This is a genomic window from Listeria aquatica FSL S10-1188 (assembly GCF_000525795.1).
Taxonomy (GTDB): domain Bacteria; phylum Bacillota; class Bacilli; order Lactobacillales; family Listeriaceae; genus Listeria; species Listeria aquatica.
Genome location: NZ_AOCG01000015.1, coordinates 1 through 20227 on the forward strand (window position 1 = coordinate 1; position 20227 = coordinate 20227).

A 20227-nucleotide genomic window follows, 5' to 3' on the forward strand; every position below is an offset into this window, starting at 1 on the left:
CGTTCTTTCATATTCCTTGTCTGGTGGCTATGGCGAGAAGGTCACACCCGTTCCCATCCCGAACACGGTAGTTAAGCTTCTCCGCGCCGATGGTAGTTGGGGCTTCCCCCTGTGAGAGTAGGTCGCCGCCGGGCAAGGTGTTATTTTGGAGGTTTAGCTCAGCTGGGAGAGCATCTGCCTTACAAGCAGAGGGTCAGCGGTTCGATCCCGTTAACCTCCACCATAAAGCCGGCTTAGCTCAGTTGGTAGAGCAACTGATTTGTAATCAGTAGGTCGCGAGTTCGACTCTTGCAGCCGGCACCACTTTTATTGTTAGACTTACGTTGTAAGTCAGATAATAGGAAGAGCCGTTAGCTCAGTTGGTAGAGCATCTGACTTTTAATCAGAGGGTCGCAGGTTCGAACCCTGCACGGCTCACTTTTGCGGGTGTGGCGGAATTGGCAGACGCACCAGATTTAGGATCTGGCGCCGCGAGGCGTGGGGGTTCAAGTCCCTTCACCCGCACTTTTATATTGCGGAAGTAGTTCAGTGGTAGAACATCACCTTGCCAAGGTGGGGGTCGCGGGTTCGAACCCCGTCTTCCGCTTTTAGCTAGTCCCCGATGCCGGGGTGGCGGAACTGGCAGACGCACAGGACTTAAAATCCTGCGGGTAGTGATACCCGTACCGGTTCGATTCCGGTCCTCGGCACCATTATTATTGTTTTATGTTGCGCCCATAGCTCAACTGGATAGAGTACCTGACTACGAATCAGGCGGTTGGAGGTTCGACTCCTTCTGGGCGCGCTTTTTATACGGGAAGTAGCTCAGCTTGGTAGAGCACTTGGTTTGGGACCAAGGGGTCGCAGGTTCGAATCCTGTCTTCCCGACCATGTTTTAAATATGTTCTTACCTTAACTTTGGGGCCTTAGCTCAGCTGGGAGAGCGCCTGCTTTGCACGCAGGAGGTCAGCGGTTCGATCCCGCTAGGCTCCACCAAATTAACTTAAAAGTAGCATCTATCTACAGAAATTCTTTTTATGGCGGCGTAGCTCAGCTGGCTAGAGCGTTCGGTTCATACCCGAGAGGTCGTGGGTTCGACTCCCTCCGCCGCTACTTTATTTCTTGGACCTTTAGCTCAGTTGGTTAGAGCAGACGGCTCATAACCGTCCGGTCGCAGGTTCGAGTCCTGCAAGGTCCACTTGTCATCTCATTTTTATATCATGGAGGAATACCCAAGTCTGGCTGAAGGGATCGGTCTTGAAAACCGACAGGGGTGTAAAAGCTCGCGGGGGTTCGAATCCCTCTTCCTCCGTTTTTCTTTTATTCATATGACTAGTGGACAAATTTTATATTATCGTCGCGGGGTGGAGCAGTCTGGTAGCTCGTCGGGCTCATAACCCGAAGGTCGCAGGTTCAAATCCTGTCCCCGCAATTATGGTTCCGTGGTGTAGGGGTTAACATGCCTGCCTGTCACGCAGGAGATCGCGGGTTCAAATCCCGTCGGAACCGCCATTTGGCTTGGTAGCTCAGTTGGTAGAGCACTTGATTGAAGCTCAAGGTGTCGGCAGTTCGATTCTGTCCCAAGCCACTTTAAACTTTTGCCCATGGCGGGTGTGGCGAAGTGGTTAACGCATCGGATTGTGGTTCCGACATTCGTGGGTTCGATTCCCATCATCCGCCCCTTGTCATTTTTAATTTTATATGCGGGTGTAGTTTAGTGGTAAAACCACAGCCTTCCAAGCTGTTGTCGGGAGTTCGATTCTCCTCACCCGCTCTTTTATTTGGGGCCTATAGCTCAGCTGGTTAGAGCGCACGCCTGATAAGCGTGAGGTCGGTGGTTCGAGTCCACTTAGGCCCACTTTATTCCACAGTAGCTCAGTGGTAGAGCAATCGGCTGTTAACCGATCGGTCGTAGGTTCGAGTCCTACCTGTGGAGTTCCTTTTTAGAAGGATTTATGATAATTATGGAGAAGTACTCAAGTGGCTGAAGAGGCGCCCCTGCTAAGGGTGTAGGTCGTTTACGCGGCGCGAGGGTTCAAATCCCTCCTTCTCCGCCAGTTTAGGCCCGTTGGTCAAGCGGTTAAGACACCGCCCTTTCACGGCGGTAACACGGGTTCGAATCCCGTACGGGTCATTTTAAGACAATGCTTAGGTTTCTAGGCATTGTTTTTCTTTTAGTTAAAAAAGGAGGGGATTTCTTTGCAAAGTAAGAGAAAAGAGTTTTGGATTTTAACAATTATTGTGGCTATTTCGGGTCTTTCGCAAGGACTTCTTTTACCACTGATTTCGATTATTTTTGAAGAAAATGGGATTAGTTCTGGCATTAATGGCTTTCACGCTACAGGGATTTACATTGGCGTTCTTTTGATTTCACCGTTCATTGAGGCCCCACTACATAAATATGGATTTAAGCCGATTATTTTAATGGGCGGTTTTTTAGTTGCTATCGCTTTATTGTTATTTCCAATTTGGTTTAATTTGTTTTTCTGGTTCTTCCTTCGATTAATTATTGGCGTCGGGGACCATATGCTGCATTTTTCTTCTCAGACTTGGATTGGAGCAATGACAGAGCCGCAAAAACGCGGAAGGAATATGGCCGTTTATGGATTGTTTTTTTCACTTGGATTCGCAATTGGCCCGCAATTAGTTAATTTGACACATATTAGTCCAAATTTCCCTTTTTATGCTTCTGGTGTTCTCGTATTGATAGCTTGGTCGTTGATTTGGTTTATTCGGAATGAATTTATTTCTGAAGGAGAGGCAATACGTAAGATTTCCTTTTTTGCGAGCATGAAGCGATTTTCTGCAGTGCTTAAATTTGCATGGGTGGCTATGATTCCACCATTTTTATATGGGGTGCTTGAAACAGGCTTGAATGCAACGTTTCCGATTGTTGGCTTACGAGACAATATGAATACGTTTTTAATCACGTCTATTATTTCTTCTTTTTCAGTAGGGACGATTTTATTCCAAGTTCCGATTGGGATTTTTAGCGATAAAATGGGACGAGGAAAAGTGTTACCCATTCTTACTTTTTTTAGGAAGCCTTGTCTTTTTCTCGCTTGCTTTCATCTCGGTAGATTGGCTTTTTCTGGCCTTCTTTTTTGTTCTAGGAATTCTTGTCGGATCACTTTACTCGCTTGGGCTGTCTTATATGACCGATTTGACGCCTGTAGAACTTCTTCCTGCTGGAAACATTTTGGTGGGGATGTGCTTTAGTATGGGGAGCATCCTAGGCCCAAGTATAACAGGAGCGCTTATTGGGATGCTTGGTTCGGTAAGTTTTTATTATGTGATTGCTATTTTGCTTGCGCTTGGAGCATTGGGCTTATTCACACAAAGAAAGAAAATGGCATAAAAAAGCAGTCGTATTCGTTTGATCACATGAATACGACTGCTTTTTGTTTTACATAAATAGATTCTTTTGAAGCAAGCTTAATAAGTACGCGATAGCCAGTAATAGACCAAAAAAAAGTGATGGCTTTTGATGTGGCTTTCATAGCCGGCATCATTGTTACGGGATCGCTCTTTCCAATGTAACCTCGAACTGCTCGGATAGCTTCTCTTGCACTAAGCAGGATAATTAGAGTCCAGTAAGGAGCATTCATCCAAATGATTAGTGAAAGTTCGAAGACATAAGCGAATAAAAAGGCTAAGGCGAACAGCGTGGTTCCTGCTTTACGTCCTAAAAGAATTGCAAGTGTGAGGCGTCCGCTTTTTTTGTCAGGAATGAGATCTCGTAAACTGTTTGCAAGCAGTAGGTTACCTACGAGCACCATTACTGGAATGGATATGTATACGATTTCTTTTCCAATGAATTCTGCCTGAATGTAAAAAGAAATAAAGGTAATGATTCCTCCCATGAAAAAGCCTGCCATGATCTCGCCAAATGGTGTATAGGCAATGGGGTAAGGGCCACCAGTATAAAGATAGCCAACAAGCATACAAATTGCGCCAAGCAAGCCAACATACCAGTTTAGTTCTATGGATAAATAAATTCCGCCTAAGATAGAAAGAATATAAAGGAAAATGGCAAGGAATAAAATAAATCCTGGGCGCATGCCGTTTCGAACAATGGCGCCTCCATTTCCTACTGAATGTTCGTCATCATGTCCTTTTTTGTAGTCGTAGTATTCGTTAAATAAATTGGCGGATGTTTGTATGAAAAAACAGGCAATCAGCATGACAATGAAACGTAAGAAATGAAAATTTGTATAGCTCATTGCAACGGATGTACCTAAAAAGACGGGAACAAAAGAGGCAACTAAAGTGTGTGGACGAAGTAGTCGCCACCATTTTTTGAATCCAGATTCTTTTTCAAAAACTTGTTTTTCATGAGTTGCCATTTTTTTTCGCTCCTTTTTAAACGGTCTTTCTTCATTTTAGGGAAAGAATCGTATTTCGTCAATCGTTAAGAAAGAAAGCGAAAATTAGGCAGGAAGGGTTCACTTTTGATATAATAGAAAGAGTGTAGTAAAGGAGAGATGAGAAATGGGAATCACATTACCTCTTGCTTTATTTGAACAAGCAAAACGTCATGCGACAAAGGACGAGCCAGCGCTTCTTAGTTTTGTTCATGAATTTACGTCTGATGTTTCACCGCTTGTTTTATATCAGAAAGCAAAAGATGCTTTTTCTGGAGAACGATTTTTTTTGGCAAAATCCTGAAAAAACACTTACACTTGCAGGTTTTGGTGTAACTGAACAATTTTTAGCTCAAGATAAACAAAAAGATGGATACAAAGGTCTTGAAGATAGAATCCGTGCTCTTAAGGTTAGAACAGTTACGAATGCAACGGACAAGCAAACTGGTCCTCTTTATTTTGGTGGCTTTGCTTTTGATCCTGAACGTGAAACTGGAAAAGAGTGGCAGGTTTTTAAAGATGCTTTGTTTTATTTGCCGCTTTTCATGGTCACAAAAAAACAGGAAAAAGTTTTTCTGACAGTGAATGTTGTGATTTATCCAGATGATGAAACCAATAAATTTGAAGCTGTTCAAGCTCAGTGGGAAAAGATTGCAAACGCAGCTATTCCGAATTTAGAAGTGGATACTCTGGTTTCTGCTAAGGAACTAGAGCCAGATGCTTTTTTGGAAAATGCAGCGGAAATTGTTAGTTTGTTGCAAGGTTCCGAGGATTTACATAAAGTTGTTTTATCACGGAGGATGGGTCTTCGTTTCAATCATCAAGTAGATAGTGGGGCTATTTTGGAACAAATGATTAAAACACAAAGTAGCAGCTATTTCTTTGTGCTAGAAAAAGGTTCGGCACTGTTTTTCGGTGCAACGCCAGAACGTCTTGTTTCTGTCTCAGATGGAGAAGTGTATTCATCTTGTGTTGCTGGGTCTGCCGCTCGTGGGAAAACGGAGGCAGAAGATGAAAAACTCGGAAATGAGTTGCTTACGGATGCGAAAAATTTGCGTGAACATCGCTACGTGGTTGACATGATTGAAAATACACTTCGTGAGTTCACAGATGATTTATCGGTTTCAAGTGAACCGGTACTCTTAAAAAATCGTGATATCCAGCATCTTTATATGAATGTGAAAGCGAAAAAGCGCTCAGATGTAACGATTACAGAAATTGCTCGTGCACTCCATCCTACGCCAGCGCTTGGCGGCGTACCGCAGCAAATGGCGAAAGCAATTATTCGAATGAAGGAAACAGACGATCGAGGTTTATATGGTGCACCAATTGGGTTTGTCGATATGGACTTTGAAGGTGAATTTGCGGTGGCAATTCGTTCTGGACTTGTTGTGGATTCGTTAGGCATATTGTTTGCCGGTTGCGGGATTGTTTCGGATTCCGTACCTAAACAAGAACTAGAAGAAACACGAATTAAATTTCAACCGATGCTAAGAGTACTAGGGGGAACGGAATTATGACAAATCATCAAGAAGCGATGACAGCTTATTTAAGCGCTTTTGTTGAAGAATTGGTTCAAGCAGGTGTAAAGGATGCTGTGATCAGTCCAGGGTCTCGTTCTACACCACTTGCGCTTTTATTTGCAGAGCATCCCACATTAAAAATACATGTGGATGTGGATGAACGTTCAGCCGGTTTTTTTGCACTGGGAATGGCGAAAGCCTCCAAGCGTCCGGTTGTGCTTCTTGCGACTAGTGGAACAGCGGTTGCTAATTATTTTCCAGCAGTTGCAGAAGCGAATTTGTCACAAGTTCCACTGATTGTTCTTACAGCAGACAGACCACATGAGTTGCGAAATGTTGGAGCTCCTCAAGCGATGGATCAAATTCACTTGTTTGGAACGCATGTCAAAAGTTTTACGGATATGGCGCTTCCAGAGGACTCAGATGAAATGATTCGCTATGCGAAATGGCATGGTAGCCGTTCGGTTGATATTGCGCTTAAAACACCACGCGGTCCAGTTCATGTCAACTTCCCGCTTCGAGAGCCGTTGATACCTGTCTTAGAGCCTTCTCCTTTTGCAGAAACGGATAAAAAACGACATCATGTGCATATTTATTATACGCATGAGGTACTTGAAGAAGAAGCTCTTTCTAAGATGGTACAGGCTTGTAGTGGGAAAAAAGGTTTGTTTATAGTCGGGCCGCTCAATAAAAAAGAAATTGAATCTAAATTTATCGAAACAGCAAGGAATTTTGGCTGGCCTATTTTGGCGGATCCACTTTCTGGACTTCGCTCTTACGGAGAGCTAGATGAGCTTGTTGTGGATAATTATGACGCTTTACTGAAAAGTGATCGGTTTAAAGAGGAGATAGAGCCTGAAATTGTTATTCGTTTTGGAGGCATGCCTGTTTCAAAGCCACTGAAAATTTGGCTAGAATCTCTTTCTCATGTACGCACATTTGTTGTTGATCCAGGAGCTGCTTGGCGAGACCCTGTGAAGGGCGTGACGGATATGATTCATTGCGATGAGCGCTTTTTATTGGATGCTTTGAAAGATGCGCCTGTAGAACAACCAGATCATTGGTTGGGACGGTGGCAAAGATATAATCTTGAGGCTCGGCAAGTTTTAGAGGAGCATATGAACTCAGTTGTGAGCCTTGAAGAAGGACAAATTGTGTATGAACTTAGGAAACAGCTTCCAGAGGAGTCGGGATTATTTATTGGCAGTAGCATGCCGATTCGTGATGTGGATACGTATTTTATGCAGACGGATAAAAAAAATTAAGATGCTTTCGAATCGTGGGGCAAATGGGATTGATGGTGTGGTTTCCTCTGCACTTGGAGCCAGTACGGTGCTTCAGCCTATGTATCTTTTAATTGGCGATTTGTCTTTCTATCATGATATGAATGGCTTACTTATGGCGAAAAAGTACAAGTTAAATTTGACTATTGTTGTCGTGAACAATAATGGAGGCGGGATTTTCTCGTTCTTGCCGCAAAGTAAGGAATCAAAACACTTTGAAACTTTGTTTGGAACAGCAACGGATTTAGATTTTCGTTATGCTGCGGCTCTTTATGATGCGAATTATGAAGAGGTGTTTGCAGCGGAAGCTTTTCGTGATGCGCTAGATAAAGCGGCTTATCATAAAGGACTTGATATTATTGAAGTGCATACCAATCGACATGAAAATAAGGCGGGACATGATTTGCTATGGCAAAAAGTGGCTGATATGGTTGAGCGTGAATCAAAATGAATTTGTTTTATGAAGTGAAGCGTTTTGGACCGGGCCCAGTATTTTTAATGTTACATGGATTTACGGGAACGCATCAAACGTTTGATGAAATGCTAGAATATCTGTCATTTGGTACGGTGATTCTGCCTGATTTACCGGGGCACGGGAAATCGGTTTCAAAAGACTTAGCCGATTATTCTCTTAAGGAGACAGAGAAAGCTTTGCTCGCTATTTTCGAAGCGGAATGTCCGGGTGAAAAACCGGTTGTTCTTGGCTACTCGATGGGAGGTAGGATCGCGCTTGCGCTTGTTGCAGACTATCCGGATGCTTTTTCTGGCCTTGTTTTGATAAGTAGTTCTCCTGGGCTCTCATCAGAAAAGGAGCGCCGCTTGCGGCGCGAGAAAGATGCACACTGGGTGGATTTACTCCGCACAAGTGGTATAAATTGCTTTGTGCAAAACTGGGAGCGTCTCGCTCTTTTTGAATCTCAGCGCGAACTCCCAGTTTCTAGTCAAAAAAAAAATTCAAGCTGAACGGCTTGGGCAAGATGCGGAAGGTCTAGCGAAAAGTTTAATTGGAGTTGGCACGGGTGCGCTTCCGTCGTACTGGGATCAGTTAGGAGAGATCGGTCTTCCGGTTTTACTTCTTGCTGGTGAGAAGGATTTAAAATTTACACGGCTTGCAAATGAAATGCTTGAGAAACTGCCGAATCGGGTTTATCATGAAATAGCGGGTGCTGGTCATGCTTTACAGCTTGAGGCACCAGAAGAGACGGCACGAATAATTCAGCGCTTTTGTAAGGATTATTTATAGGAGGGGTTAGTTTATGGTGAACTGGACAACGGAAAAGGAATACGAAGAGATCAAATATGAATCTTTTGAAGGAATTGCGAAGGTGACAATTAATCGTCCGCATGTACATAATGCATTTACGCCCAAAACGGTGATGGAAATGATGGATGCGTTTAGTATTGCTCGTGATGATGAAAAAATTGGCGTGATTATTTTAACGGGTGAAGGCGATAAGGCTTTTTGCTCGGGCGGTGATCAGAAGGTTCGTGGTCATGGTGGTTACGTAGGAGAGGATCAAATTCCACGGTTAAATGTGTTAGATTTACAACGTCTTATTCGAGTGATTCCGAAACCTGTTATTGCGATGGTTGCGGGCTGGTCCATTGGCGGCGGTAATGTTTTACAACTGGTTTGTGATATTACAATTGCGGCGGATAATGCGAAGTTTGGACAAACGGGGCCAAATGTTGGAAGCTTCGATGCAGGATATGGTTCAGGCTACTTGGCGCGTGTGATCGGTCACAAGAAAGCGAAGGAAGTTTGGTTTATGTGTCGTCAGTATACGGCGGATGAGGCGCTTGAGATGGGCTGGATTAATACGGTTGTACCGCTTGCTGAACTGGAGACGGAAACTCTTTCTTGGGCGAAAGAGATGCTTAAGAAGAGTCCAACGGCGCTTCGTTTTATCAAAGCAGCCTTTAATGCGGATACGGATGGACTTGCGGGCATTCAACAACTTGCCGGGGATGCTACTTTACTTTATTATACGACGGATGAAGCGAAGGAAGGACGCGATGCCTTTAAGGAAAAACGCGATCCAGACTTCGATCAATTTCCGAAGTTCCCGTGATCGAAATGGAAAATTGGCTTAAAATGCGAGCGCAGCTTTCGGGTGAGAAAACTGCGCTTTATTTTGAAGGGAAGTCGTTTTCGTTTGCGGAGGTATATGAAACGGCAAGGACATTTGCGATGCGACTTGCGGCTTTTGGAATTAAAAAAAAGAGATTTTGTAGGTTTGCTTGGTCAAAATGACGCAGCGACCTATTTTTGGATTCATGCGATGGGATTAATTGGCGCGATTCCTGTTTTTTTTGAATAACCGTCTCTCGGTAAGTGAAATGAATTATCAACTGGCGGATAGTGGGGCGAAGCTTTGTCTATTTCAGGATGATTTCGCGGAAAAAGCAGCGGATTTAAAGGTGTCTGTACAGGCCTTTTCAGCGCTAGAAGCTACTCCTGGCGCAGTTTTTCCCGAGGCGAGCTTAGACTTAGCGGATGTTGCTTCGCTTATGTATACGTCAGGCACAACGGGGAAGCCGAAAGGGGTCTTGCAAACATTTGGGAACCATTTTTTCAGTGCGACAGCGTCCATGCTTAATTTTGGCTTTCAGAAAGAACGTGATGCGTGGCTTTGTGTGGTGCCGATTTTTCATATTAGTGGGCTGTCGATTTTGATGCGTAGTTTGATTTATGGGATGCCGGTTTATTTGGAAAGAAAATTTGATGTGACGAAAGTGGTACCACTTCTTGAAAGTGGGAAAGTGACGCATATTTCTGTTGTCTTTACCATGTTAAAACGTTTGCTTGACTGGGAGCCGACCATTCAGGTGCATCCCCATTTACGAGTTGTTTTGCTTGGTGGTAGTGCAGCTCCGGCCGAAGTAGTGTCAAAAAGTTTAGAGCGTGGTTTTCCACTTGTACAGTCGTTTGGAATGACAGAAACGGCTTCACAGGTTGTTTCACTTTCACCTGAAGAGGCTCACGGCAAAATTGGTTCCTCGGGGAAAATCCTTTTTCCTTCTGAATTAAAGATTGTAAAGCAACAGGAGACAGACCGCGACGGGGAAATTTGGATTAAAGGACCGACGATTTTTGCGGGATATTTATATAACGAAAGCGCAACGAAAGAGGCTTTTTCGGATGGTTATTTTAAAACGGGGGATATGGGCTATCTGGATGAAGATGGGTATCTATTTGTATCCGAACGACGCAGCGATTTGATAATTTCTGGTGGTGAAAATGTCTATCCAACTGAGGTTGAGCATGTGCTGTTAAGTTTTCCAGAAATTTTGGAGGCGGCAGTTGTCGGTGAGAAAAATGCAGAATGGGGAGAAATTCCTGTTGCCCATCTCGTCGTTCGCTCAGAAATTGACCAGAAAGCTATTTTAACGAGGTTACAAGCGCAACTAGCTTCTTTTAAAATACCAAAACGATTTGTTTTCCATGAAACCCTCCCAAGAACGGCTTCTGGCAAAATTCAGCGACACAAATTGAAAGAAAAGAATTAAAGAAATGAGGAACGTACATGTCCGACTTGAAGGGAAAAGCACGTTTAGAAAATCCGTTTTTAAATAAAGGACTTGGATTTACTGAGCAAGAACGCGAGTTTTATGGGTTGTGCGGATTACTGCCTGGGAAAACTCGGACGCTACTTGAACAAGTGGCACTTGAATATGAACAGCTAAGCGAGCTCTCGGATAACTATGCAAAAAATAAATATCTGATGTCGCTTTATCATTCAAATCGTATCTTGTTTTACCGGCTGATAGAAGAACATATCGAAGAGTTATTGCCGGTTATTTATACGCCAACCATCGCGGATAGCGTAATGAATTACTCGAAAGATTTTGGGGAAAAGACTGAAGCAGCTTTTCTCGACAGCGATCATCCAGAGTGGATTCAGTCAGCTCTACTAGAAGCAAGTAAGTCTTTGGAGCAAGTGGATCTGCTTGTTATTACAGATGGCGAAGGAATTCTTGGCATTGGAGACTGGGGCGTTGGTGGCGTGATGATAGCCGTAGGAAAGCTTGCAGTTTATACGGTTGCTTCTGGAATCGATCCTAGACGTGTTTTACCTGTCGTGATTGATAATGGGACTAGTCGAGAGGAACTTTTAAACGATCCAAATTACGTCGGCAAGAAAAAACCGCGATTAACGGGCGAAGCCTATCTTGAGTTTATTGATAAGTTCGTTGAAGAGGCAAAGAAGGCCTTTCCTGGCGTTTTATTTCACTGGGAAGACTTTGGTCGTGAAAATGCCAGCGTGATTCTTGAACGATATAAGAAGCAGCTCACGACGTTTAATGATGACATCCAGGGGACTGGTGTAATGATGGCTGCTGCGACACATGCAGTGAGTAAAGTGACACAAACAAAACTTGCTAATCATCGCTATTTAATTTTTGGTGCAGGAACAGCAGGTGTTGGTGTTGCGGAGCAAATTAAACTTGAGTTAGTTCTTGCTGGAATGAGTGAAGAAGAAGCGCGCAACCAGTTCTATTTGATTGACCGAAATGGTTTAATCACGAGTGATATGACTGATTTAACGGTTGGGCAACAAAAGCTCGCACGTGAAGAAGCTGAATTCTTGGGGCTTACAGATCTTACAGAAATCATTGAGCGTGTAAAACCTACCATTTTGATTGGTACAAGTGGTCAACCAGGTGCTTTTACAAAAGAAAGCGTGCTAGCGATGTGTTCTTATCAAGAGCGACCTGCTATTATGCCAATTTCGAATCCAACGCATTTAGCAGAAGCGAAAGCAGAGGATTTGATTCAGTGGAGTGATGGTAAAGCGCTTGTTGTTACAGGGAGTCCTTCAAAACCAGTTCAGTATAAAGGTGTTTCTTATCAAATCGGACAAGCGAATAATGCCTTGCTTTATCCAGGACTCGGGCTTGGCATCGTGATTTCTAAAGCGAAGCGAGTCACTGAGGGGATGCTTTCAAGTGCAGCAAACAGCTTAGGGGAATTACAGGATTTAGAAAGTCCTGGTGCTTCTCTTCTTCCTCCTGTAAAAGAGGTTCGTCGAGTTTCACAAGCTGTTACAGAAGCGGTTGTGGAAGCAGCCATTCGCGATCAAGTGAACACCCGACCGATTTCAGATGTGAAGCGTGCTGTTCAAGAAGCTATCTGGAAAGCGGCTTATGAAGAATAATAAAAAGCTGGGGTCAGCCTAGACCCCAGCTTTTTTTTAATAGTTTAATGCTTCTTTTAATGCTTTTAAATTATCGTTCATGATGGAAAGGTAATCGCGATTTTGGTGAATGTCTTTTTCAGTTAGTGTTTCAAGATTATGAAGGGTTAATGCTTTTGTATCTGTTTCACTTTGAATGACATCAGCAATTTTAGAGTTTGTATTTTGTTCGAGCATGATATAAGGAATCTTGTCTTTCTTGATGGTTTGAACAATGGTTTGCAGTTTCTTTTGAGAAGGTTCATCACTTGTTGAAATTCCAGCGATTGGAATCTGATGCAAGCCATATGCGGTATTCCAGTAACTATATGCCGCATGTGCCGTTACAAAATCTTTATGTTTTGCATTTTTCGCCATTTCTGCATAAGAATCATCGAGCTTTTTAAGTTTTTCAACGGTTTTTTTTGTAGTTTTCTTCAAAAGTTGCTTTTTGCTTAGGCATTTCTTTCGTGAGCCTATCTCTAATCGTTTTTGCCATTTCTTCCATATATTTTGGATACAGCCAAACGTGTGGATTGATATCGCCGTGCTCATGCTCATGTTCTTCTCCTTCGTGCTCGTGTTCGTCATTTTCAAGCGCGGCATCTGGATCTTTCGGAAGGTCGAGCTTTTCTGCGAGCGGAATAAAGGAAACCTTTTCTTCTTTTAATGTTGATTTTGCTTTATCAACAAAGCCTTCCATTCCAAGACCAATGTAGAAGAACAAATCGCTATCCGCGAGTTTTAACATATCTTTTTGTGTTGGTTCGAAACTATGCGCATCTGCACCAGCCGGGTAAATACTTTTCACATGAACGTAAGAACCACCAATTTGTTGTGTTAAGTAAGTGAGAGGATAAACAGTCGTGTAAACTTGAATCTTTCCATCTTCTTTTTTCGCTTCACCTGATCCGCCGCATGCAGCAAGCAGTAAAACGAGAATAAGTAAAGGGGCTAGCAATTTTTGCCAGTTTTTCATCGGTAATACTCAACTCCTTAAATCAAAATCATTCCGTTTTGAGAATCAAAAAAATAAATCGTAATCAATCCGATTTATCATCCGTAATTGATATTACAGGAAAAAAACGGGGAAAGCAAGTGTTTTTGTAGAAAAAAGAAAAACTGTCTGCTGAAAGACAGTTTTTTATGCTATATTAATGGTGGTGACGCGAGTTTGAAGAAGATTTTTTTGGTGGTACGGGATCGAATCCCCCTTTATGGAAAGGATGACACTTTAAAATTCGACGGATGGTTAAATAACTGCCCTTAAGAGCGCCATGCGTTTGAATTGCTTCGATGCCATATTCAGAGCAAGTTGGCGAAAAGCGGCAAGAAGGTGGCGTAAGTGGTGAAATGAATTTTCGATATACGCGAATCAAGCCGACTAAGATTTTTTTTAAACACGAAATTCACCTTCTAAATTTTACTAAGTTAAGCTTATCATATTTTTAAAAAAAAAGAAAGGGACGATGATTGTGTTCAGTTATCAGGATGCATACGGGAATGATGTGAAAATTCATTTTGCACAGTCGAAAGAGGAACAAAATGATGTCCTTGTTATCCCACATTATGAAGGAAAGTGGCTTTTTACGGAACATAAAATTCGCGGGCTTGAATTTCCTGGCGGGAAAGGGGAGGCGGGAGAGGATAACACAACGACGGCGAAACGAGAACTAATGGAAGAAACAGGCGCTATTCCTTTTGAATTTGTTTTTGTAGCTGACTATGAAGTGGCTTCTTCAGAACGTCCGTTTACAAAGCGTGTTTTTTTCTGCGAAGTGAAACAAATTGTGCCACAAGAAAATTATCTGGAAACCACGGGTCCTAAGCTTTTAAAGGGACATTTACGGAAAATCGTTCAAAGGGAAGCTTTCAGTTTTTTTATGCGGGATGAGGGCATGCAAGAAATTTTAAAAAAGACTTGATGAGATAGTGGGCAAAAAAGGGGATTTTCTGCTATGATAGAAAATAAGAATTGGAGGGATCCAGATGGGAATGCAGCTTGAAGTTAATACGATGGTCGTAACAAAAGGAAATGAAGAAAGAATTGATGAAAACTTGTTCAAACTCGAAAAAGCAGGCTACCGAATTTATCCACTGGATATTGAAATTGAGCTCCGCAAAACAAAAGACGGCGAAACAAGCGGCATGGTGATCCCGCGTAAAGTTGTTTGGGAAAATGATGTAACACTACTTACATATGAACTTGTTTCGTTAAATTCAAGCAACTAAGAGGAGGCAACGAAAATGCAACAAAAAGTTGGAATTATTGGATGTGGGCACGTTGGTTCAGATGTCGCTTTTTCACTCGTCACGCAAGGGATTTGTACGGAACTCGTTTTAGTAGATCAAAAAAGTGAGAAGGCGAGCAGTGAGGCTATGGAGCTTCGGGACATGTTGTCTGCTACGCATTCTTACACGAAGGTGATTTCTGGAGGCTATGAATTGCTCCGAGACGCCTCTGTTATCGTGATGGCAATTGGACCAACAACGCTGCTTGAAAAAGACCGGATGGAAGAATTGAAAGAAACAAGTGCAGCCGTGCGTTCGATTGTACCTAAAGTGATGCAAACGGGCTTCAATGGGATTTTTATCAATATTACAAACCCTTGTGATGTCATCACACAAATCATTGCAAAAGAAAGTGGGCTTCCAAAGAGACAGGTGTTTGGAACAGGAACTTCACTTGACACTATGCGGATGCGAAGCGCACTTGGAGAGCATTTTCAAGTTTCACCGAAAAGCATTTCAGGCTATGTCCTCGCAGAACACGGGGAATCCCAATTTATTGCTTGGTCAGGTGTTAAAGTCGGAACGAAACCAGCGCTTGAATTGCTTTCTTTAGAAGAACGTGCAGAGTTCAAGGAAAAAGTGCGGGCTAGAGGTTGGAATATTTTGCTTGGAAAAGGTTGGACGAGTTTTGGTATCGCAACAGCGGCAGCTCGACTTATTGCAATTATCCATGATGATGCACGTGAAGTACTTCCGATTTCTGTTTATGATGAAAGCGAAGGTGTATATGCCGGACGACCAGCTGTTATTGGTCGAGATGGGGTTTGTCAGATTTTGCCGCTTGAACAGTTGACGACAGAAGAAGAAAAACTGTATCAAGCATCTTGTGCCGTAATTAAACAAGCTTTTTCAACGGTTTACACGAAATAATGAAAAACCAGACAGAAATTTTCTGTCTGGTTTTTCATTATTAGTTTTAAGCTTGTTCTTTTTTTCGCTGAATCAAGCGGACAAGACTGATAACAAGCGAAACAACATATTCACCGAAACTAGCAAAAAAGAGGGCGATAGCAATTTCCGTTTGCTTTAGGCCGCCGCCATAAAAACTGATGAAAAAAATAATTCCACTTGCAATCAATCCAATTGTGGCTAAAAAATATTTGAACCATTCTAGTTTGAATACGAATTCAAAAAGTAGCATGGCTACAATAAATCCGGCCAAAAGAATTAGAGTAAGTATAAATAAGCCCATAATTTAACTCCTTTATTGCTCGCGTTCGAACAAATTCTATTTTTAATATCCTTAATCATACCACAGGTTTAAAAATATGATAAGGGGAAAAATAGGAAGAAGGAGGTTTTTATTGTGCGATACCGGGTTTTATATGATGGAAATTGTTCTTTCTGCAAGTGGGTAAAAGGCTATGTAGAAAGGCTAGATACGCAGGGTCTATTATATTTCGAAAAGCTTCAAGAAGATAGCGGTAGTTATTTTAATCAAACTGATTTATTAAGAGAGCTCCATGTTGTATCGGAAAATGGGCGGATTTATCGTGGCTTTTCAGCGGTTCGGCGCATTTTAAGGGCACTTCCAATAGTCAAGTGGGGGGCGTTAGTTCTTTATTTACCGTTTATCCCCATTTTAGGCGAATGGTTATATCGTCTTATTGCAAGGAACCGTGGCAAAATTTGGCGTTTTATTCAAAACATACGTAGAAAATTTCGAATTTGTTCAAGAAAAAATCATGCGTTTCCTGTATAATAAAAAAGAATCTTGAAAATGAAAGTATGTGAAAGAATGCGTTTACCCTTTGAAGTTGCTTTTCAAATCATCGAAAATGTCTATCGAGGCTCATCGAATATGAATGAACTAATTAATGATCGTGCAAGAAACGGAGGGAGTGCTCTCAAAAACAAGACGGAATTTTTGCTTGCCGTGTATGAGCTTGAAGAACTTGGCTTGCTTTTTCGCTACCGGTCGAATGACGGTATTCGCTATAGCCGATCTGAGAAGGGGGAGGCGTTTTACCACCGCTACCGAGAAATGAAGCAGGAAGATTGGCCGGACTTTTTAGCAGGGCAGGAAGGGATTTCCCCTTGATTTTCGTTTCGTAAACCAGTATACTTAAAGCTAGTTAGTTGTAAAACTAAAATAAATATCTCTTATCCAGAGCGGTAGAGGGACTGGCCCTTTGAAGCCCAGCAACCTACACTTGTTGTAAGGTGCTAACCTGAGCAGGAGTTTTCCTGATCGATGAGAGTGAAGGTAATGAAATGATACGCCTTTTCTCTATGCGCAAAAACTTAGAGAAAAGGCTTTTTTTCTTTGCTGCACGCGAATGGTAGAGAATAAAAGGAGGATACAAGAATGACTGCGAAGCGTCATTTGTTTACGTCAGAATCTGTTTCTGATGGACATCCGGATAAAATTGCCGATCAAATTTCAGATGCGATTTTGGATGCGATACTTGCAAGAGATCCGGATGCGCGCGTGGCTTGTGAAACCACGGTGACAACAGGACTTGTACTGGTTGCTGGCGAAATTACAACGTCAGTTTACGTAGATATTCCCAAAATTGTACGGGAAACCATTAAAGAAATTGGCTATACACGAGCTAAATACGGGTTTGATGCAGAAACTTGTGCTGTTTTAACGGCCATTGATGAGCAGTCTCCAGATATTGCTCAAGGGGTAGATGAGTCTCTTGAGGCAAGAAGTGGGGAAGAAGATGAAGATGCTCAAATTGAAGCGATTGGTGCTGGAGACCAGGGCTTAATGTTTGGTTTTGCGACGGATGAAACGGAGGAGCTTATGCCGCTTCCAATTTCTCTTGCTCATAAACTGGCAAGAAAAATCGCGGAACTTCGTAAAGAGGGGACAATTGATTATTTGCGCCCAGATGCGAAGACACAAGTTACGGTTGAGTACGATGAGGAAAATAAGCCAGCACGAATCGATACGGTTGTTATTTCAACACAACATCATCCCGATATTTCGCAAGAAACCATCGCAAAAGATATGCATGAACAAGTCATTCAAGCCGTGATTGATCCAGCGCTTCTTGATGCAAAAACGAAGTACTTCATCAATCCGACCGGTCGGTTTGTGATTGGCGGGCCGCAAGGGGATGCTGGGCTTACGGGTCGAAAAATCATTGTGGATACTTACGGCGGCTATGCACGCCACGGTGGGGGTGCCTTTTCCGGGAAAGATCCAACGAAAGTGGATCGCTCTGGCGCTTATGCCGCGCGTTATGTTGCTAAAAATATTGTGGCTGCTGGACTTGCAAAAAAGGCAGAAGTGCAACTGGCTTATGCGATTGGAGTTGCTCATCCAGTCTCAATATCCATTGAGACTTATGGAACGAGTATGTATAGCGAGCAGGAACTCACGGAAGCAGTTCGCGCCAACTTTGATTTACGTCCAGCTGGGATTATCAAAATGCTTGATTTGCGCCAACCAATTTATCGCAAAACGGCTGCTTTTGGACATTTTGGAAGACACGATTTAGATCTACCTTGGGAACGAACGGATAAGGTCGATGATTTAAAACGCTTTTTAGAAAAATAAAAGAAAGGAGACGCCGGCGTTTGTTTGGCGTTTTCTTTTTTTTGAGAGTAGTAATTCACCGTGCAAAGCGAGCGGCTTTATGTTATGATAATCTTTGTGTAAACTGTGAATTAATGAAAAATCAGATAGAGGAGAAATGTCTCAATGTGTGGATTTGTAGGATGCGTTCATGACCGCATTGCTGAAATAACAGGTGAAGAAAAGCAAACGTTTAAAGAAATGAATGATATGATCACTCACCGCGGACCAGATGATGAAGGATACTATACGGATGAGCATATTCAATTCGGTTTTAGAAGACTTAGTATCATTGATGTGGAAAATGGTCATCAACCGCTTACGTATGAAGATGAACGCTACTGGATTATTTTCAATGGAGAAATTTATAACTATGTGGAATTACGTGAAAAGCTAAAAAATGAAAGGTATGACTTTTGAAACAGAAAGTGATACGGAAGTTATCATTGCGACTTATGCGAAATATAAAGAACAAGCTGCTTCTTATTTGCGCGGGATGTTTGGATTTGTAATTTGGGATAAGCAAGAAAATAGTGTTTACGGGGCACGTGATCCATTTGGAATTAAACCTTTTTTCTATGCGGAAGAAGATGGCAATTTATACCTTGCTTCTGAAAAAAAATCTATTCTTCATGCGCTCAAAAATCAAAATTTGGATGAAGTTTCTTTGCAAAACTACATGACTTACCAATTCGTTCCAGAACCGGACACATTAACAACAGAGGTGAAACGCTTGCTTCCTGGTCACTACTTCACGAAAAAAATTGGTGAAGAAATGGCCTTTACGCAATACTACAAACCAGAATTTGCGCCCGTTCAAAAATCAGAAGATATGTTTATTAAACAAATTCGTGATGTATTATATGATTCTGTTAAGGTGCATATGCGTTCAGATGTTCCTGTAGGTTCTTTTCTTTCAGGTGGTATTGATTCATCCATTATTGCAGCGATTGCAAAAGAATATCATCCGGCAATTAAAACTTTTTCTGTTGGATTTGAACGTGATGGATTCAGTGAAATTGATGTGGCGAAAGAAACAGCTGATAAACTTGGCGTAGAGAACATCAGCTATGTGATCACTCCTCAAGAATATATGGAGGAGCTTCCAAAGATCGTTTGGCACATGGATGATCCACTAGCAGATCCAGCGGCAATTCCACTTTATTTCCTTGCACGTGAAGCAAGAAAAGAAGTAACGGTTGCGCTTTCTGGGGAAGGGGCCGATGAGTTTTTCGGTGGCTATAATATTTATAATGAACCAAATTCCCTTTCGATGTTTAACAAAATGCCTGGGGTATTTAAATCTATGCTAAATGGTGTTGCTAAAGTGATGCCAGAAGGAATGCGAGGGAAAAGCTTCCTTGAACGCGGAACAACACCGATGGAAGAGCGCTATATCGGAAATGCAAAAATGTTTACAGAAGCTGAAAAACGAATTTTACTTCCACGCTACGAAGAAGGTCATGATTATACAAATATCACGAAGCCGTTTTACGATGAAACAAAGGGCTATAACCCAGTAGAACGGATGCAATATATTGATATTCATACTTGGCTTCGTGGAGACATTTTATTAAAGGCTGACCGAATGACGATGGCGCATTCTCTTGAAGTGCGTGTACCTTTCCTTGATAAAGAGGTTTTTGCAGTAGCTAAAGAAATTCCAGCTTCACTGAAAACAACGAATGGGACAACGAAATATATTCTCCGGAAAGCTGCTGAAACTTTTGTCCCTGAGCACGTGCTTAATCGTCGTAAATTAGGCTTTCCTGTTCCAATTCGCCACTGGTTAAAAGCAGAAATGAATGAATGGGTAAAAAATATCATTCATGAATCAGAAACAGATCATTTGATTAATAAGCAGTACGTGCTTGATTTGTTAGAAGCACATTGTGCAGGTAAACATGACTATAGCCGTAAAATTTGGACGGTTGTAATCTTCATGATTTGGTATTCTATTTATGTAGAAGGAAAATACGATTTTAGTAAATAAGAATCTTGGTTTCATAAGCCGGTAGCAATTAATTGCTACCGGCTTATTTGGCTATGTCTTGAGTAAAAGTCACTCAAAAAACCAATA

General features: G+C 42.2%; 12 protein-coding genes, 21 tRNA genes, 1 rRNA gene, 7 pseudogenes and 1 riboswitch. Of the genes and pseudogenes, 37 read left to right on the plus strand and 4 right to left on the minus strand.

The genetic code is table 11. The annotated features are described in order from the left end of the window. Positions 1-19: 19 nt before the first annotated feature. The 23 genes and pseudogenes from rrf to MAQA_RS11770 all read left to right on the plus strand — a co-directional run bounded on the left by rrf (position 20) and on the right by MAQA_RS11770 (position 3337). Positions 20-134 (plus strand): 5S ribosomal RNA (rrf, locus tag MAQA_RS11660). Positions 135-147: 13 nt separating this feature from the next. Continuing rightward, a tRNA-Val gene (locus MAQA_RS11665) sits at positions 148-223 on the plus strand. A gap of 4 nt (positions 224-227) precedes the next feature. Continuing rightward, positions 228-303: transfer RNA gene (locus MAQA_RS11670), tRNA-Thr, on the plus strand. A 41-nt stretch (positions 304-344) separates the two neighbouring features. Then, positions 345-417: transfer RNA gene (locus MAQA_RS11675), tRNA-Lys, on the plus strand. 5 nt (positions 418-422) lie between these two features. Next, positions 423-504 (plus strand) — tRNA-Leu (locus tag MAQA_RS11680). Positions 505-514: 10 nt separating this feature from the next. Beyond that, a tRNA-Gly gene (locus MAQA_RS11685) sits at positions 515-586 on the plus strand. Between the two features lie 17 nt (positions 587-603). Beyond that, positions 604-692, plus strand: a tRNA-Leu gene (locus tag MAQA_RS11690). A gap of 18 nt (positions 693-710) precedes the next feature. After that, positions 711-784, plus strand: a tRNA-Arg gene (locus MAQA_RS11695). Between the two features lie 9 nt (positions 785-793). Then, positions 794-870: transfer RNA gene (locus MAQA_RS11700), tRNA-Pro, on the plus strand. Between the two features lie 29 nt (positions 871-899). Further along, positions 900-975: transfer RNA gene (locus tag MAQA_RS11705), tRNA-Ala, on the plus strand. Positions 976-1018: 43 nt separating this feature from the next. Further along, positions 1019-1092 (plus strand) — tRNA-Met (locus MAQA_RS11710). Between the two features lie 11 nt (positions 1093-1103). Next, positions 1104-1177, plus strand: a tRNA-Ile gene (locus MAQA_RS11715). A 24-nt stretch (positions 1178-1201) separates the two neighbouring features. Beyond that, positions 1202-1291 (plus strand) — tRNA-Ser (locus MAQA_RS11720). 46 nt (positions 1292-1337) lie between these two features. Beyond that, positions 1338-1411 (plus strand) — tRNA-Met (locus tag MAQA_RS11725). Between the two features lie 4 nt (positions 1412-1415). Continuing rightward, a tRNA-Asp gene (locus tag MAQA_RS11730) sits at positions 1416-1491 on the plus strand. 3 nt (positions 1492-1494) lie between these two features. Next, a tRNA-Phe gene (locus MAQA_RS11735) sits at positions 1495-1567 on the plus strand. A gap of 19 nt (positions 1568-1586) precedes the next feature. After that, positions 1587-1659, plus strand: a tRNA-His gene (locus MAQA_RS11740). 23 nt (positions 1660-1682) lie between these two features. Continuing rightward, positions 1683-1753, plus strand: a tRNA-Gly gene (locus MAQA_RS11745). A 10-nt stretch (positions 1754-1763) separates the two neighbouring features. Continuing rightward, positions 1764-1837: transfer RNA gene (locus tag MAQA_RS11750), tRNA-Ile, on the plus strand. Positions 1838-1843: 6 nt separating this feature from the next. Continuing rightward, positions 1844-1915, plus strand: a tRNA-Asn gene (locus MAQA_RS11755). A gap of 30 nt (positions 1916-1945) precedes the next feature. Further along, a tRNA-Ser gene (locus MAQA_RS11760) sits at positions 1946-2036 on the plus strand. A 5-nt stretch (positions 2037-2041) separates the two neighbouring features. After that, positions 2042-2113, plus strand: a tRNA-Glu gene (locus MAQA_RS11765). A 65-nt stretch (positions 2114-2178) separates the two neighbouring features. Further along, positions 2179-3337: pseudogene (locus MAQA_RS11770) on the plus strand (MFS transporter). A 48-nt stretch (positions 3338-3385) separates the two neighbouring features. Here the strand turns inward: MAQA_RS11770 and MAQA_RS11775 are convergent. Next, a pseudogene (locus MAQA_RS11775) lies at positions 3386-4325 on the minus strand (1,4-dihydroxy-2-naphthoate polyprenyltransferase). A gap of 145 nt (positions 4326-4470) precedes the next feature. On the opposite strand from MAQA_RS11775, the pseudogene MAQA_RS11780 reads away from it, so the two are divergent. The 7 genes and pseudogenes from MAQA_RS11780 (at position 4471) to MAQA_RS11805 (ending at position 12308) form a co-directional block, all read left to right on the plus strand. Then, a pseudogene (locus MAQA_RS11780) lies at positions 4471-5863 on the plus strand (isochorismate synthase). Beyond that, positions 5860-7600 (plus strand): annotated as a pseudogene (gene menD / locus MAQA_RS11785) (2-succinyl-5-enolpyruvyl-6-hydroxy-3-cyclohexene-1-carboxylic-acid synthase). The pseudogenes MAQA_RS11780 and menD overlap by 4 nt, the downstream one beginning before the upstream one ends. Then, a complete protein-coding gene (locus tag MAQA_RS15820) occupies positions 7597-8112 on the plus strand; it encodes an alpha/beta fold hydrolase (protein ID WP_052008585.1) in 516 nt (171 codons plus the stop codon). Before menD ends, MAQA_RS15820 begins: the two are co-directional and overlap by 4 nt. Next, positions 8060-8392, plus strand: a complete 333-nt coding sequence (locus MAQA_RS15825; protein ID WP_052008586.1) for an alpha/beta fold hydrolase — start codon at positions 8060-8062, stop codon at positions 8390-8392. The genes MAQA_RS15820 and MAQA_RS15825 overlap by 53 nt, the downstream gene beginning before the upstream one ends. A 13-nt stretch (positions 8393-8405) precedes the next feature. Then, positions 8406-9221: a 1,4-dihydroxy-2-naphthoyl-CoA synthase gene (gene menB / locus MAQA_RS11795; protein ID WP_036074164.1), complete on the plus strand. Its 816-nt coding sequence runs from the start codon at positions 8406-8408 to the stop codon at positions 9219-9221. Between the two features lie 5 nt (positions 9222-9226). Continuing rightward, positions 9227-10659: pseudogene (locus MAQA_RS11800) on the plus strand (o-succinylbenzoate--CoA ligase). Between the two features lie 17 nt (positions 10660-10676). After that, positions 10677-12308 carry an NAD-dependent malic enzyme gene (locus MAQA_RS11805; RefSeq protein WP_036074166.1) on the plus strand — a complete coding sequence of 544 codons (1632 nt, stop codon included), beginning with the start codon at positions 10677-10679 and terminating at the stop codon, positions 12306-12308. Positions 12309-12344: 36 nt separating this feature from the next. Here MAQA_RS11805 and MAQA_RS11810 read toward each other — a convergent pair. Both MAQA_RS11810 and yidD read right to left on the minus strand, forming a co-directional pair. After that, a pseudogene (locus MAQA_RS11810) lies at positions 12345-13305 on the minus strand (metal ABC transporter substrate-binding protein). 175 nt (positions 13306-13480) lie between these two features. Continuing rightward, positions 13481-13717 (minus strand): membrane protein insertion efficiency factor YidD, encoded by a 237-nt coding sequence (gene yidD, locus MAQA_RS14270; protein WP_420911949.1) that lies wholly within the window; start codon positions 13715-13717, stop codon positions 13481-13483. Positions 13718-13801: 84 nt separating this feature from the next. Between yidD and ytkD the strand changes: the two genes are divergently transcribed. The 3 genes from ytkD (at position 13802) to MAQA_RS11825 (ending at position 15488) form a co-directional block, all read left to right on the plus strand. After that, a complete protein-coding gene (gene ytkD / locus MAQA_RS11815) occupies positions 13802-14251 on the plus strand; it encodes an RNA deprotection pyrophosphohydrolase (protein ID WP_036074177.1) in 450 nt (149 codons plus the stop codon). 64 nt (positions 14252-14315) lie between these two features. Beyond that, the gene (locus MAQA_RS11820) at positions 14316-14558 is read left to right on the plus strand and encodes a DUF2584 domain-containing protein (RefSeq protein WP_036074168.1); all 243 of its coding nucleotides are present in this window, start codon (positions 14316-14318) and stop codon (positions 14556-14558) included. A gap of 15 nt (positions 14559-14573) precedes the next feature. Beyond that, a complete protein-coding gene (locus MAQA_RS11825; protein ID WP_036074169.1) occupies positions 14574-15488 on the plus strand; it encodes an L-lactate dehydrogenase in 915 nt (304 codons plus the stop codon). 46 nt (positions 15489-15534) lie between these two features. On the opposite strand, the gene MAQA_RS11830 is transcribed toward MAQA_RS11825, so the two are convergent. Next, positions 15535-15810 carry a hypothetical protein gene (locus tag MAQA_RS11830; RefSeq protein ID WP_036074170.1) on the minus strand — a complete coding sequence of 92 codons (276 nt, stop codon included), beginning with the start codon at positions 15808-15810 and terminating at the stop codon, positions 15535-15537. Between the two features lie 114 nt (positions 15811-15924). Between MAQA_RS11830 and MAQA_RS11835 the strand changes: the two genes are divergently transcribed. From MAQA_RS11835 to asnB, 4 genes and pseudogenes are all read left to right on the plus strand, one after another. Then, on the plus strand, positions 15925-16320 hold the full coding sequence (locus tag MAQA_RS11835; RefSeq protein WP_052008587.1) for a thiol-disulfide oxidoreductase DCC family protein: 396 nt from the start codon (positions 15925-15927) through the stop codon (positions 16318-16320). 36 nt (positions 16321-16356) lie between these two features. Beyond that, positions 16357-16659 (plus strand): DUF3116 family protein, encoded by a 303-nt coding sequence (locus MAQA_RS11840; protein ID WP_036074180.1) that lies wholly within the window; start codon positions 16357-16359, stop codon positions 16657-16659. Positions 16660-16718: 59 nt separating this feature from the next. Continuing rightward, positions 16719-16819: riboswitch (SAM riboswitch) on the plus strand. Between the two features lie 107 nt (positions 16820-16926). After that, positions 16927-18129 carry a methionine adenosyltransferase gene (gene metK / locus MAQA_RS11845; RefSeq protein WP_036074171.1) on the plus strand — a complete coding sequence of 401 codons (1203 nt, stop codon included), beginning with the start codon at positions 16927-16929 and terminating at the stop codon, positions 18127-18129. 144 nt (positions 18130-18273) lie between these two features. Continuing rightward, positions 18274-20140 (plus strand): annotated as a pseudogene (gene asnB, locus MAQA_RS11850) (asparagine synthase (glutamine-hydrolyzing)). Positions 20141-20227 lie beyond the last annotated feature (87 nt).

Coding starts and splice junctions, on each gene's coding strand:
- MAQA_RS11820 (WP_036074168.1), top strand. CDS start 14,316: ATGGGAATGCAGCTTGAAGTTAATACGATGGTCGTAACAAAAGGAAAT.
- MAQA_RS11805 (WP_036074166.1), top strand. CDS start 10,677: ATGTCCGACTTGAAGGGAAAAGCACGTTTAGAAAATCCGTTTTTAAAT.
- MAQA_RS15820 (WP_052008585.1), top strand. CDS start 7,597: ATGAATTTGTTTTATGAAGTGAAGCGTTTTGGACCGGGCCCAGTATTT.
- metK (WP_036074171.1), top strand. CDS start 16,927: ATGACTGCGAAGCGTCATTTGTTTACGTCAGAATCTGTTTCTGATGGA.
- MAQA_RS11825 (WP_036074169.1), top strand. CDS start 14,574: ATGCAACAAAAAGTTGGAATTATTGGATGTGGGCACGTTGGTTCAGAT.
- MAQA_RS11840 (WP_036074180.1), top strand. CDS start 16,357: ATGCGTTTACCCTTTGAAGTTGCTTTTCAAATCATCGAAAATGTCTAT.
- MAQA_RS11830 (WP_036074170.1), bottom strand. CDS start 15,810: ATGGGCTTATTTATACTTACTCTAATTCTTTTGGCCGGATTTATTGTA.
- menB (WP_036074164.1), top strand. CDS start 8,406: ATGGTGAACTGGACAACGGAAAAGGAATACGAAGAGATCAAATATGAA.